The sequence below is a fragment of the Blastococcus sp. TF02A-35 genome (assembly GCF_004571075.1).
In the GTDB taxonomy this organism is placed as follows: Bacteria; Actinomycetota; Actinomycetes; order Mycobacteriales; family Geodermatophilaceae; genus Blastococcus.
Genome location: NZ_SPQP01000043.1, coordinates 1 through 12,146, shown reverse-complemented (window position 1 = coordinate 12,146; position 12,146 = coordinate 1). Strand labels below are relative to the sequence as shown.

The 12,146-nt window shown below is 74.7% G+C and carries 15 protein-coding genes and 1 tRNA gene; 13 read left to right on the top strand and 3 right to left on the bottom strand.

Annotated elements, in window-relative coordinates; genetic code table 11:
- The first annotated feature begins 6 nt into the window (after positions 1-6).
- The 6 genes from ugpC (at position 7) to E4P43_RS16730 (ending at position 4,411) form a co-directional block, all read left to right on the top strand.
- The gene (gene ugpC / locus E4P43_RS16755; RefSeq protein ID WP_135146584.1) at positions 7-1,083 is read left to right on the top strand and encodes a sn-glycerol-3-phosphate ABC transporter ATP-binding protein UgpC; all 1,077 of its coding nucleotides are present in this window, start codon (positions 7-9) and stop codon (positions 1,081-1,083) included.
- An 89-nt stretch (positions 1,084-1,172) separates the two neighbouring features.
- Complete coding sequence (gene aroH / locus E4P43_RS16750) at positions 1,173-1,535, top strand: chorismate mutase (protein WP_135146583.1); 363 nt, start codon at positions 1,173-1,175, stop codon at positions 1,533-1,535.
- Between the two features lie 20 nt (positions 1,536-1,555).
- Complete coding sequence (gene cmk / locus E4P43_RS16745) at positions 1,556-2,257, top strand: (d)CMP kinase (RefSeq protein WP_245159193.1); 702 nt, start codon at positions 1,556-1,558, stop codon at positions 2,255-2,257.
- The gene (der, locus tag E4P43_RS16740) at positions 2,254-3,597 is read left to right on the top strand and encodes a ribosome biogenesis GTPase Der (RefSeq protein ID WP_135146582.1); all 1,344 of its coding nucleotides are present in this window, start codon (positions 2,254-2,256) and stop codon (positions 3,595-3,597) included. The genes cmk and der overlap by 4 nt, the downstream gene beginning before the upstream one ends.
- A 101-nt stretch (positions 3,598-3,698) precedes the next feature.
- A tRNA-Pro gene (locus E4P43_RS16735) sits at positions 3,699-3,772 on the top strand.
- 153 nt (positions 3,773-3,925) lie between these two features.
- Positions 3,926-4,411 (top strand): hypothetical protein, encoded by a 486-nt coding sequence (locus E4P43_RS16730; RefSeq protein WP_135146581.1) that lies wholly within the window; start codon positions 3,926-3,928, stop codon positions 4,409-4,411.
- A 16-nt stretch (positions 4,412-4,427) separates the two neighbouring features.
- Here the strand turns inward: E4P43_RS16730 and E4P43_RS16725 are convergent, their stop codons facing one another.
- Both E4P43_RS16725 and E4P43_RS16720 read right to left on the bottom strand, forming a co-directional pair.
- A complete protein-coding gene (locus E4P43_RS16725; protein ID WP_135146580.1) occupies positions 4,428-4,817 on the bottom strand; it encodes a VOC family protein in 390 nt (129 codons plus the stop codon).
- Complete coding sequence (locus E4P43_RS16720; RefSeq protein WP_135146579.1) at positions 4,814-5,119, bottom strand: metalloregulator ArsR/SmtB family transcription factor; 306 nt, start codon at positions 5,117-5,119, stop codon at positions 4,814-4,816. Before E4P43_RS16720 ends, E4P43_RS16725 begins: the two co-directional genes overlap by 4 nt.
- Positions 5,120-5,267: 148 nt before the next feature.
- Here E4P43_RS16720 and E4P43_RS16715 point away from each other — a divergent pair, with 148 nt between their 5' ends.
- Both E4P43_RS16715 and E4P43_RS16710 read left to right on the top strand, forming a co-directional pair.
- Entirely contained in the window at positions 5,268-6,416 is a 1,149-nt protein-coding gene (locus tag E4P43_RS16715) for a zinc-dependent alcohol dehydrogenase (RefSeq protein WP_135146578.1), read from the top strand.
- 10 nt (positions 6,417-6,426) lie between these two features.
- Positions 6,427-7,008, top strand: a complete 582-nt coding sequence (locus tag E4P43_RS16710) for a hypothetical protein (protein WP_135146577.1) — start codon at positions 6,427-6,429, stop codon at positions 7,006-7,008.
- A 2-nt stretch (positions 7,009-7,010) separates the two neighbouring features.
- On the opposite strand, the gene E4P43_RS16705 is transcribed toward E4P43_RS16710, so the two are convergent.
- Positions 7,011-7,214: a hypothetical protein gene (locus tag E4P43_RS16705; RefSeq protein ID WP_135146576.1), complete on the bottom strand. Its 204-nt coding sequence runs from the start codon at positions 7,212-7,214 to the stop codon at positions 7,011-7,013.
- Positions 7,215-7,268: 54 nt separating this feature from the next.
- On the opposite strand from E4P43_RS16705, the gene E4P43_RS16700 reads away from it, so the two are divergent.
- The 5 genes from E4P43_RS16700 (at position 7,269) to E4P43_RS16680 (ending at position 12,024) form a co-directional block, all read left to right on the top strand.
- Positions 7,269-7,775, top strand: coding sequence for a DUF2243 domain-containing protein (locus E4P43_RS16700; RefSeq protein WP_135146575.1), 507 nt, complete (start codon positions 7,269-7,271; stop codon positions 7,773-7,775).
- Positions 7,776-7,925: 150 nt separating this feature from the next.
- Positions 7,926-10,001, top strand: coding sequence for an elongation factor G-like protein EF-G2 (locus tag E4P43_RS16695; RefSeq protein ID WP_135146574.1), 2,076 nt, complete (start codon positions 7,926-7,928; stop codon positions 9,999-10,001).
- 127 nt (positions 10,002-10,128) lie between these two features.
- A complete protein-coding gene (locus E4P43_RS16690; protein WP_135146573.1) occupies positions 10,129-10,788 on the top strand; it encodes a CDP-alcohol phosphatidyltransferase family protein in 660 nt (219 codons plus the stop codon).
- The gene (locus E4P43_RS16685) at positions 10,785-11,687 is read left to right on the top strand and encodes a DUF881 domain-containing protein (protein WP_135146572.1); all 903 of its coding nucleotides are present in this window, start codon (positions 10,785-10,787) and stop codon (positions 11,685-11,687) included. The genes E4P43_RS16690 and E4P43_RS16685 overlap by 4 nt, the downstream gene beginning before the upstream one ends.
- A gap of 4 nt (positions 11,688-11,691) precedes the next feature.
- A complete protein-coding gene (locus E4P43_RS16680) occupies positions 11,692-12,024 on the top strand; it encodes a DUF1290 domain-containing protein (protein ID WP_135146571.1) in 333 nt (110 codons plus the stop codon).
- Positions 12,025-12,146: the final 122 nt, after the last annotated feature.

Below are 12,146 nucleotides of genomic sequence, written 5' to 3'. Positions count from 1 at the left end.
CACGACATGGCAACGGTCACCTACGACCACGCGACCCGGGTGTACGACGGCGCGGAGCGGCCCGCGGTCGACGCGCTGGACCTCACCGTCCAGGACGGCGAGTTCCTGGTGCTCGTGGGGCCCTCCGGCTGCGGCAAGTCGACGTCGCTGCGGATGCTCGCCGGGCTCGAGGAGGTCACCGACGGGCGGATCCTCATCGGGGACCGGGACGTCACCGACGTGGCGCCCAAGGACCGGGACATCGCCATGGTGTTCCAGAACTACGCGCTCTACCCGCACATGACCGTCGCCGACAACATGGGCTTCGCCCTCAAGATCGCCGGCATGGGCAAGGCGGAGATCGCCGAGCGGGTGCGCGAGGCGGCGAAGCTGCTCGACCTCGAGGAGTACCTCGACCGCAAGCCCAAGGCGCTCTCCGGCGGCCAGCGGCAGCGGGTGGCGATGGGCCGGGCCATCGTGCGCCAGCCGCAGGTGTTCCTCATGGACGAGCCGCTGTCCAACCTGGACGCGAAGCTCCGGGTGCAGACCCGCACGCAGATCGCCCAGCTGCAGCGCCGCCTGGGCATCACCACGGTCTACGTCACCCACGACCAGGTCGAGGCGATGACCATGGGCGACCGGGTGGCGGTGCTCAAGGACGGCCTGCTGATGCAGGTCGGCACGCCGCGCGAGCTCTACGACCGCCCGCGCAACGCGTTCGTCGCGGGCTTCATCGGCTCGCCGGCGATGAACCTGTTCACGCTGCCGCAGGTCGACGGCGGGGTGCGCTTCGGCGACGAGACCTACCCGGTGTCGCGGGACGTGCTCGGCCAGGCGAGCGCGTCGACGGTGACGCTGGGCGTCCGGCCCGAGGACCTCGAGGTCGCCGAGCACGGCCTGGCCGTCGAGGTCGACGTCGTGGAGGAGCTCGGCGCCGACGCCTACGTCTACGGCCGCACCAAGGAGGGCGACGGCGAGCACGTCATCACCGCGCGCGTCGACGGGCGCCGCCCGCCGGCCAAGGGCGAGGTGCTGCACGTCGTCCCGCGCCGCGGCCACGTGCACCTGTTCGACGTCACGAGCGGTGAGCGGCTGGGCGACTGACCCGCACGGGGGAGGCGGGTGGCGCGCCTTCCCTAGACTCGTCCGAGGCGCCCGGCGATCCGGGGGTCGTGGTCGAACGAGGAGTGTGCATGGCCGTCCGAGCCATCCGGGGCGCGACGCAGGTCGACGCCGACGACCGGGAGCAGGTGCTCGAGGCGACCCGCGAGCTGGTGCAGACCGTCATGGAGCGCAACGAGCTCGCCTCCGAGGACCTGATCAGCATCCTCTTCACGGCGACCCCCGACCTCGTGTCGGAGTTCCCGGCGCTCGCGGCGCGCGAGCTCGGCATGGGTGACGTGCCGCTGATGTGCGCCACCGAGATCGCGGTGCCGCACGCCCTGCCGCGGGTGCTGCGGCTGATGGCGCACGCCGAGACGCCGAAGGACCGCGCCGACATCCAGCACGTCTACCTGCGGGGCGCGGTCGCGCTGCGCAGGGACATCGCCCAGTGAGCCACGGGGCGGAGAGAGCAGTGAGTGAGCAGATGAGCTTCCGAGGCCAGGTGACCCTCGACGGACCGTCGGGCACCGGCAAGTCCAGCGTCGCGCGCGGCGTCGCCGCCCGCCTGGGCGCCGCCTACCTCGACACCGGCGCGATGTACCGGGCGGCCACCGTCGCGGTACTCGACGCCGGGGTCGACCCGGAGGACGCCGAGGCCGTGGCCCGCACCGTGGCCGCCGCCCGCATCGAGGTCGGCACCGACGCCGGGACCGAGCTGGTGCGGGTGGGCGGGGTCGACGTCGCCACCCGCATCCGCGGCGCCGAGGTGACCCGCGCCGTGTCCGCGGTGTCCGCCGTCCCCGCGGTGCGGAGGCAGCTGGTCGACCAGCAGCGGGCGCTGGTCGCCTCCGCCGACGCCGTCGTCGTCGAGGGCCGGGACATCGGCACCGTCGTCCTGCCGGACGCCACGCTGAAGATCTACCTGACCGCCGCCCCGGAGGCCCGGGCGCAGCGCCGGGCCGGCCAGCTCGGCATCACCGAGTCCGCCGAGATCGCCGTCCTGGCGGCCGACCTGCGGCGCCGCGACGAGTACGACAGCAGCCGGGCCGACAGCCCGCTGCGCCCGGCGGCCGACGCGGTCGTCGTGGACAGCACCGAGCTGGACCAGCAGGCCGTCGTGGACCGCGTCGTCGAGCTGGCCGGGTCCGTCGTGACGGCGGGGGAGCGGGCATGACCGAGGAGAGCACCGGCCCGCTGCCGGTCGTCGCCATCGTCGGCCGCCCCAACGTGGGCAAGTCGACGCTGGTCAACCGCTTCATCGGCCGCCGCGCCGCCGTCGTCCAGGACACCCCGGGCGTGACCCGGGACCGCATCTCCTACGAGGCGCTCTGGAACGGCAAGCGGTTCACCGTCGTCGACACCGGCGGCTGGGACCCTAAGGCCACCGGCATCGGTGCCTCGATCACCCGCCAGGCCGAGCTGGCGATGAGGACCGCCGACGTCATCGTGTTCGTCGTCGACAGCCAGGTCGGCGCCACCGACACCGACCTCGCGGCGGCGCGCGTGCTCCGGCGCAGCGACCGCCCGGTGATCCTGGTCGCCAACAAGGTCGACGACGAGCGCAGCGAGGCCAACGCCGCCGAGCTGTGGAGCCTGGGCATGGGCGAGCCGCACCCGGTCAGCGCACTGCACGGCCGCGCCAGCGGTGACCTCCTTGACCTCGTGCTCGACTCCATGCCCGAGGCGCCGCGCGAGCAGGAGGTGGAGGGCGGGCCGCGCCGGGTCGCCCTCGTGGGGCGGCCGAACGTGGGCAAGTCCAGCCTGATCAACCGGCTGGCCAAGGAGGAGCGCTCGGTCGTCGACTCCGTGGCCGGGACCACCGTGGACCCGGTCGACTCCATCGTCACCCTCGGCGGCGAGGAGTGGCGGTTCGTCGACACCGCCGGCCTGCGCCGGAAGGTCAACACGGTCAGCGGCATGGAGTACTACGCGAGCCTGCGCACCGAGGCCGCGATCCAGGCCGCGGAGGTGTGCGTCGTCCTGCTCGCCGCGGACGAGGTCATCAGCGAGCAGGACCAGCGGGTCATCACCCAGGTCGTGGAGGCCGGTCGCGCCCTGGTGCTGGCCTTCAACAAGTGGGACACGCTCGACGAGGACCGGCACATGCAGCTCGAGCGCGAGATCGAGCGCGACCTCGCACACGTGAAGTGGGCGACGCGGGTGAACATCTCCGCGTCCACCGGTCGCGGCGTGGGCAAGCTGGCCGACCACCTGCGGGCCGCGCTGGCCTCGTGGGAGACCCGGGTGCCGACGGCGGAGCTGAACACGTTCGTCCGCGCGCTGGTCCAGGAGACGCCGCCGCCGGCCCGTGGCGGCCGCGCCCCGAAGATCAAGTACGTCACGCAGGCCGACATCCGGCCGCCGCGCTTCGTCGTCTTCTCCACCGGCTTCCTGGAGGCCGGGTACCGGCGGTTCCTGCAGCGCAAGCTGCGCGAGCAGTTCGGCTTCCAGGGGACGCCGATCGAGATCTCGGTCAAGGTCCGGGAGGGCCGCGACAAGGACAAGCGCGGCTGACCGGCGGGGGAGAGCCACCGGTCGGGGCCCGATCACCGGTGCGGTAATCTTCCGGGGCGGCCGTCACGCGGCCCGGGAGCTCCCGGGAGGCAGGCGGCGCGCGGGCTGTAGCGCAGCTTGGTAGCGCACTTGACTGGGGGTCAAGGGGTCGCAGGTTCAAATCCTGTCAGCCCGACAGAAGCACGGGCAGGGGCCGTTCCCGGGAGACCGGGGGCGGCCCCTGCCCGTTCTCCCCGGGCGGCGCCCGGTCCTCGTCGTCGCCCGGACCTGGTAGGACGCCGGGTACGCCTGACGAGGCGGTCGCGGTCGACCCGGGTGGGAGGAGCCGATGGACAGGGACGACGACCCGAGCAGCCCCCGGGCGCGGCGCCGGCCCGCGGTGTGGCCGCGTCGGGCCGTGTCGGCCCTCCTGGCCCTGGAGGCCGTCGGCGTCGCCGGGGCGCTCGTCGTGCTCGGCTCCGTGGGCCACGGGGCGGCAGCGCTGGACGGGCGGGAGGCGTCCGGGCTGCTGCAGCCGGTCGTCCTGGTCGTCGCCCTGACGGCCGCGGCGGCGCTGACGGCCGCCGCGGTGGTCCTGTGGGCGCACCCGCGGCTCAGCACGCCTCCGGCCCGGTGGTTGCTGGCCGCCGTCGCGGCCGTCCACGTCCTCGTCCTCGCCGGCTCGGTCGTGGGCCTGGGGGCGGTCGCCGCCGGCTCGGTCGGGAGCGAGGAGCCGGCCCTCGCCGTCCTCTGGTACCTGCTGGCCTCGGTCGTGGCCGCCGCCGTGGCCGCGACCGCGGTGCCCGCGGCGGCGCGGGCGACGCCCGGCAGCTGACCGGCGGTGCGGCCGGCTACTTCACGGCGGCGAGCTGGATCAGGTTGCCGCAGGTGTCGTCGAAGACGGCGACGACCACCGGGCCGTAGTCGACCGAGTCCTGGGTGAAGACCACGCCCAGGCCCTTGAGCCGCTCGGTCTCGGCGTGGACGTCGTCGACGGCGAACTGGGTGAACGGGATGCCGTCGGCCACCAGCGCCTCCTTGTAGACGCCCGCGGCCGGGTGGCCGGTCGGCTCCAGCAGCAGCTCGACGCCGTCGGGGTCGGCGGGGGAGACGACGGTGAGCCAGCGGGCGCCGCCGGCCGGCACGTCGGTCTTCTTCCGGAAGCCCAGCTTCCCGGTGTAGAAGGCCAGCGCCTTCTCCTGGTCGTCGACGTAGACGCTGGTGAGCTCGATCCGGATCACGGTGAGGCCTCTCGGTCGATGGGCCACCGCTCGACGAGCGCGCGCAGCGGGCCCGTGTCGAGGTGGTGGAACTTGTACCGGCCGTCCCGCCGGGTGCGCACCAGGCCGGCCTGCTCCAGCACCCCGAGGTGCTGGGAGATCGCCTGGCGCGAGGAGGTGAGGCCGTGCTTCATGGCCAGCCGGCCGCAGATCTCGAACAGCGTCTGGCCGTCCCTGTCCGCCAGCTCGTCGAGGATGGTGCGGCGCGTGGCGTCGCCGAGCGCCTTGAAGAGGTCGGCGCCGGCGTCCACGGCGTCAGTCATACGCAAGCGCTTGCTTGCCTGTCAAGTCGTCGGGTGGCCGGACGCCCGCGGATGACGGAGGGTCGGGGGTGCCGGCAAGGATCGCCGGCCCCCGATCCCGGGCCGCCGTCCCACCGGCGAGCGGCTCTCCCTGACGAGAGCGACACGCATGCGAGCGATGGTCTACCGCGGGCCCTACAAGATCAGGGTCGAGGAGAAGGACGTCCCGGCGATCGAGCACCCGAACGACGCGATCATCCGCGTCACGCTCGCGGCCATCTGCGGGTCGGACCTGCACCTCTACCACGGGCTGATGCCGGACACCCGGGTCGGGCACACCTTCGGCCACGAGTTCATCGGGGTCGTGCACGAGGTCGGCCCCTCGGTGCAGAACCTCCAGGTCGGCGACCGCGTGATGGTGCCGTTCAACATCTACTGCGGCTCGTGCTGGTTCTGCGCCCGTGGCCTGTACTCCAACTGTCACAACGTGAACGCCAACGCCACCGCCGTCGGCGGCATCTACGGCTACTCGCACACCACCGGCGGCTACGACGGCGGCCAGGCGGAGTACGTGCGCGTCCCCTTCGCCGACGTCGGCCCCGCGAAGATCCCGGACTGGATGAGCGACGAGGACGCCGTCCTGCTCACCGACGCCACCTCCACCGGCTACTTCGGGGCCCAGCTGGGCGACATCGCCGAGGGCGACACGGTGGTCGTCTTCGGCGCCGGCCCGGTCGGCCTGGTCGCCGCCCAGTCCTCCTGGCTCATGGGCGCCGGCCGGGTGATCGTCGTCGACCACCTCGACTACCGGCTCGAGAAGGCGCGCGAGTTCGCGCACGCCGAGACGCTGAACTTCGCCGAGTACGACGACGTCGTCGTCGAGCTGAAGAAGCAGACGGACTTCCTCGGGGCCGACGTCGCCATCGAGTGCGTGGGCGCGGAGGCCGACGGGAACCTGCTGCAGCACGTCGCCGGGGCCAAGCTGAAGATGCAGGGCGGCTCGCCGGTCGCGCTCAACTGGGCCATCGACGGGGTCCGCAAGGGCGCGACGATCTCGGTGATGGGCGCCTACGGGCCCATCCCCAACGCGGTGAAGTTCGGCGACGCGCTGAACAAGGGGCTGACCCTCCGGATGAACCAGGCCCCGGTGAAGCGGCAGTGGCCCCGCCTGTTCGAGCACATCCGGAACGGCTACCTCAAGCCCAGCGACATGGTGACCCACCGGTTCCCGCTGGAGGAGATCCCGGAGGCCTACCACGTGTTCTCCAGCAAGCTGGACGGCTGCATCAAGCCGCTGATCGTGCCCAGTGCGGCCTGAGGGAGCGACCATGAGCGAGAGCGACATCCCCAGCGCCTACGTACGCGAGAAGCGCAGCCCCGCGCCAAGCCGCGAGGAGCTGCGCGCCCGCATCCCCGGGTGGGGCGTGGACCTGGACCCCGCGGACCGGCCCTCGAACCCCAAGCTGCTGCACGCGCCCGACACCGGCGCGCGCTGGGACTTCCCCGAGCGCCAGCCCGAGCACCGGCCGCGGGAGCGGTCGATCGAGCACGCCTTCGTGACGCCGGTGTTCGGCACCGCCCAGCCGCTGAAGGGAGCCTCGGGTGCGATCCGGCGCCTGGCCTACGCCCGGTTCAGCGAGGGCCGGCTGGCGCACTGGATGCTGCTGGTGGTCGGTGACCGGGTGGACGCGGTGGAGCACCACCTGAGGTCCTTCGCCACGCTGCGACCCGACGTCCCGGCCACCGGGGTCCGCACGGAGCTCACGCACGGGGGCCTGGCCTCCCGGCGCGGCCGGGTCGACGCACGCCACCACGTGCTCGACCCGCTCGTCGTCGGCGGGCCCTGGCTGGTCGCGGCGGGGGCGGCCGTGGTCGGCGTCCGCCGCCTGGTGCGGGCGGCCCGCCGCTGAGCTCAGCCCTCCGCCAGCCTCCGGCACTCGGGGCAGGGCTTGTCCGAGCCCAGGCCCCGCGGGCCGTCCCACCGCCCCTGCACCACGCCGACCGACGCGCCACAGAGGGCGACCCAGGGGGCGGGCAGGTCGGCGGTGCTGCGGAGGACGGCGTGCGCGGTCCCCGTCTCCTGGTCCCGGCCGGCGGCGTGGTCGCTCGTGCTCATGCGCCCAGCATGCGCGGGCGGGTGCGCCGCGGGCGAAGGGGGTAGCGGCCCGGCATGGCCACCACGGACACGCGCGCGGGGGAGCGGATGCCCTCCCGCGCCACCGGACTGCTCTACGGGCTGGGGTTCGGCGGGTTCGTCGACGGCATCGTGCTGCACCAGATCCTGCAGTGGCACCACATGGTCAGCGCCGTGGAGGAGCCGACCACGCTCGCGGGCCTGGAGCTCAACACGACCGCGGACGGGCTGTTCCACCTCGCCACCTGGGTCCTGACGTTCGCGGGGACGATCACCGCGCTGGTCGCCTGGCGGCAGGGACGGATCGCGCCGAGCTGGAGCTTCCACCTCGGCCTGGTGGTGGCCGGCTGGGGCCTGTTCAACCTGGTCGAGGGCCTGGTCGACCACCAGCTGCTGGGCGTCCACCACGTCAGGGACGACCTCGGTGGCCCGCTGGGCTGGGACCTCGCCTTCCTGGCCTCGGGGGTGCTGCTGGTCGGCGTCGGCTGGCTGGTCCACCGGCGCGGGCTGCGGGAGATGGCGGGCCGCTCGGCGGCCCGGTGAGCGGGGCCCTTGATCGGCCGGGGGGCGCGCGGCAGGCTGTGACCCAGCCCACATTCTGCGCCGGGAGGCACCGTGCGAGGACATTCCACCCACCGTCCGGGACCGCAGTGGACGCCGGCCGGGGCGCCGGCCGCCGAGGACTGACCCGCCGTGGCCAGGGACACCGCCGCCGCGCCGGCGCCGCGCCCCGCCGGGAAGGTGCGCAACGTGGCCCTGGTGGGCCACTCCGGAGCCGGCAAGACCACCCTGGCGGAGGCCCTCCTGGCCGCCACCGGTGCGGTGGGCCGGGCGGGCCGCGTCGAGGACGGCACGACGTGCCTGGACACCGAGGACGTCGAGGTCCGCCAGCAGCGCTCGGTCTCCCTCGGGGTCGCGACCGTCGAGCACGCGGGGCACCGCATCACGCTGCTGGACACCCCGGGGTCCCCGGACTTCGTCGGTGAGCTCCGGGCCGGCCTCCGGGCCGCCGACTCGGCGCTGTTCGTCGTCTCGGCGGTGAACGGCATGGACGCCGCGACGGTGCAGCTGTGGGAGGAGTGCGCGGCCGTCGGCATGCCGCGCGCCGTCGTGGTCACCCAGGTCGACCGGCCGCGGGCCGACGTCGACGAGGCGGTGCGGCTGGCCCAGCTGATGCTGGGGGAGGGGGTCTACCCGCTGCACCTCGTGCAGCGTGGCCCCGACGGCTCCGCGCGGGGCCTGCTCTCGCTGCTCGACCCGCCCGGCGACGCCGGCGCCGGGCAGGAGGCCGACCGGCTCCGCGCCGAGCTGATCGAGGGCATCATCGGCGAGAGCGAGGACGAGACGCTCATGGAGCGCTACCTCGCCGGTGACGAGCTCGTGGTGGCCGACCTGGTGGCCGACCTCGAGACCGCGGTCGCCCGCGGGCACTTCCACCCGGTGCTGTGCGTCTCGCCGCTCGCCGGCGTGGGCGTCCCCGAGCTGCTGGACCTCCTGGTGTCGGCCTTCCCGTGCCCGATGGAGCACGGCTGCCCACCGGTCACCCGGCCGGACGGGACGCCGGCACCGGTCCTCGCCTGCGACCCCGACGGGCCGCTGGTCGCCGAGGTCGTCAAGACGACGACCGACCCCTACGTGGGCCGGGTGTCGCTGGTCCGGGTCTTCTCGGGGACGCTGCGGCCCGACGTGGCCGTCCACGTCTCCGGCCACGGGCTCGCCGACCGCGGGCACCCCGACCACGACGCCGACGAGCGGGTCGGCGTCCTGTCCGCCCCGCTGGGGGCGACGCTGCGACCGGTCAGCCACTGCCCGGCGGGCGACATCTGCGCGGTGGCGCGCCTGACCACGGCCGAGACCGGCGACACCCTCAGCTCGCCCGAGGACCCCCGGCTGGTCCCGCCCTGGGACCTCCCCGTGCCGCAGCTGCCGGTCGCCATCGAGGCCGCCTCGCACGCGGACGAGGACCGCATGGCGACCGCGCTGTCCCGGCTGGTCGCCGAGGACCCGACGGTCCGCCTCGAGCGCCGCCCGGACACCGGGCAGCTCCTGCTCTGGTGCGTGGGCGACGGGCACGCCGAGGTGGTGCTCGACCGGCTCCGCGGCAGGCACGGCGTCGGCGTCGTCACCGTCCCGGTCCGGGTCCCGCTGGTGGAGACGCTCTGCGGCCCGGCCCGCGTCACCGGCCGGCACGTCAAGCAGTCCGGCGGGCACGGGCAGTACGCGGTCGTGGTGGTGGAGGGCGAGCCCGGCCCGCCGGGGTCCGGGATCGTCTTCGAGCAGCGGATCGTCGGCGGGACCGTCCCGAGCCAGTACCACGCGGGGGTGGAGAAGGGCATCCGCATGCAGGCCGAGCGGGGCGTGCACGGTGACCGCCCGATCGTCGACGTGCGGGTCACCCTGGTCGACGGCAAGGCGCACTCGGTCGACTCCTCCGACGCCGCGTTCCAGGCCGCCGGGGCGCTGGCGCTGCGCGAGCTGGTGGCCGCCGTGGGCACGCGGGTGCTCGAGCCGTGGTGCCAGGTGGAGGTGCGCGTGCCGGGGGAGTACGTGGGCCCGGTGATGAGCGACCTCTCGGCCCGGCGGGCCCGCGTGACCGGTACGGAGGCCGACCCCGGGCGGGACGTCACGACGGTGCGGGCGGAGGTGCCCGAGGTCGAGCTGCTCGGCTACCCGGGCGTCCTGCGCTCGGTCACGCACGGCACCGGCAGCTACGACCGCCGCCCCCTCCGCTACGAGCCGGCCCCCGCCGCCCTCGCGGTGCCCGCGTGACGGCGCCGCCCTGACCGGTGCCCGCGGGCCCGGGCGCTCGCGGGACCCGCCGCGAGCCGCCGAGTGGCGAGCGGTGGGGAGACCGTCAACTAGCCTCGGGCACGGTGGTGCAGGGGCTGGAGGGAACGTGACGTCGTCGAACGGGCCGTCGGCGCCCACAGCCGTCCCCCGGAGGCGACGGAGCACGCCCGCGGTCGGTGACCGGGAGGACCTGCCCGACCGCATCTGGACGGTGCCCAACGCGCTGTCCGTGCTGCGGCTGCTCGGCGTCCCGCTGTTCCTGTGGCTCCTCCTGGGGCCGGAGGAGGACGGCTGGGCGCTGGTCGTCCTCATGGTCTCCGGCTTCACCGACTGGGCCGACGGCAAGATCGCCCGCTGGCTGGACCAGGGCAGCCGGCTCGGCGCGCTGCTGGACCCCGCGGCCGATCGCCTCTACATCGTCTGCACGCTGGTGGCGCTGGCCCTGCGCGAGGTCGTCCCGGTGTGGCTCGTGGCCGTCCTCGTCGGCCGGGAGCTGGTCCTCGGGGTGATGCTGCTGGTCCTGCGTGCCCACGGCTACCCGCCGCTGCAGGTGCACTACCTCGGCAAGGCCGCGACCTTCCTGCTGCTGTACGCCTTCCCGCTGCTCCTCCTGGCCGACGGCGAGGGCGCGCTGTCCACGGTCGCGGCGCCGTTCGCCTGGGCGCTGACCATCTGGGGAGCGGCCCTCTACCTGGTGGCCGGCGCCTTCTACGTCGTCCAGGTCGTCGGGCTGGTCGCCCGCGACCGCGCGGCGAGCCGGTCGTGACCGGTCCCCGCCGGCCGGGCGGCGCCCGGTCCCTGGGCGCGTCCCTGCTCGACGACGTGCTGGCCGAGACGCTCGACCCCGCCTACGCGCAGGCCGCCGCCGCCCGGGCGGCCCGGGGGGAGACCCCGGGCGCCTCCGGCCGGCGGGGGCAGGTCCTGGTGGCGCTCACGATGGCTGTCGCCGGCCTGCTGGTCGCCGTCACCTACGACCAGGCCGCCGCGCGGGAGAAGGGGCGGCAGGAGATCCGCGCAGCCCTCGTCCGCGACATCCAGGACGAGTCGGCCGTGAGCGACGACCTGGCCGCCCAGCTCGAGGAGCTGCGGGCCGAGGTGAGCCGCACGAGCGACGACCTGCTGGCGGCGACCGCGGTCGGCCAGCGGGCGCTGGACGCGCTGGCCCGCGCCGAGGAGGGGACGGCGGCGGTCGCGGTCACCGGGCCCGGCCTGCTGGTCACCCTCGCCAACGCCGAGGCCGGGGCCGACGACGACCCGGTGGGCGGCCGGGCCGGCGGCGGGGCCCGCGTGCAGGACGGCGACCTGCAGCAGGTGGTCAACGCGCTCTGGGCCTCCGGGGCCGAGGCCATCAGCATCAACGGCCAGCGGCTCGGCCCCACCAGCGCCATCCGGTTCGCCGGGGAGGCCGTGCTCGTGGACTTCCGGCCGGTGACCAACCCCTACGAGATCAGCGCCCTCGGGGAGCCCGACGCGCTCGCGGCGGCCTTCCTGCTCGACCCGGAGGTCCGGGACGTCGCCGGGGAGGCCAAGAACTTCGGGCTGCGGTTCGAGTTCGCCAAGGAGGACGAGCTGTCCGTGCCCGCGGCGAGCCCGCCCGAGCTCCGCTACGCCGACCCCCTGGACACCCGCCGGGCACCCGGCGCCGACCCCTCGCCCGGAGGCTGAGCCCGTGATCCCGATCCTCGGCCTCGTGGCCGGCATCGCCCTCGGGCTGCTCTTCGACCCGACCGTGCCGCTGTGGCTGCAGCCCTACCTGCCGATCGCCGTCGTCGCCGCCCTGGACGCCGTCTTCGGCGGCTTCCGGGCCCGCCTGGACGGCATCTTCGACGCCAAGGTCTTCGTGGTCTCGTTCGTGTCCAACGTGGTCGTCGCGGCCCTGATCGTCTTCCTCGGCGACCAGCTGGGCGTGGGGGCGCAGCTGTCGACCGCCGTCGTCGTCGTCCTCGGCATCCGCATCTTCGGCAACGCCGCGGCCATCCGGCGGCACGTGTTCCGCGCATGAGCACCCCGGAGCCCGACGGGGCCCCTGCGCCGCCGGACGAGCCGGACGGGCCGGCCGTGCCCCCTGCCGCCGACAGCGCAGAGCCGCCCCCAGGGCCGCCCCCAGGGCCGCCCCCAGGGCCG

Excerpts from the sequence above, each read along its gene's own strand:
- ugpC (WP_135146584.1), top strand. The coding sequence starts at position 7 with ATGGCAACGGTCACCTACGACCACGCGACCCGGGTGTACGACGGCGCG.
- E4P43_RS16710 (WP_135146577.1), top strand. The coding sequence starts at position 6,427 with ATGAGCGAGAGCGACATCCCCAGCGCCTACGTACGCGAGAAGCGCAGC.
- E4P43_RS16700 (WP_135146575.1), top strand. The coding sequence starts at position 7,269 with ATGGCCACCACGGACACGCGCGCGGGGGAGCGGATGCCCTCCCGCGCC.
- E4P43_RS16730 (WP_135146581.1), top strand. The coding sequence starts at position 3,926 with ATGGACAGGGACGACGACCCGAGCAGCCCCCGGGCGCGGCGCCGGCCC.
- aroH (WP_135146583.1), top strand. The coding sequence starts at position 1,173 with ATGGCCGTCCGAGCCATCCGGGGCGCGACGCAGGTCGACGCCGACGAC.
- E4P43_RS16705 (WP_135146576.1), bottom strand. The coding sequence starts at position 7,214 with ATGAGCACGAGCGACCACGCCGCCGGCCGGGACCAGGAGACGGGGACC.
- E4P43_RS16720 (WP_135146579.1), bottom strand. The coding sequence starts at position 5,119 with ATGACTGACGCCGTGGACGCCGGCGCCGACCTCTTCAAGGCGCTCGGC.
- der (WP_135146582.1), top strand. The coding sequence starts at position 2,254 with ATGACCGAGGAGAGCACCGGCCCGCTGCCGGTCGTCGCCATCGTCGGC.
- E4P43_RS16715 (WP_135146578.1), top strand. The coding sequence starts at position 5,268 with ATGCGAGCGATGGTCTACCGCGGGCCCTACAAGATCAGGGTCGAGGAG.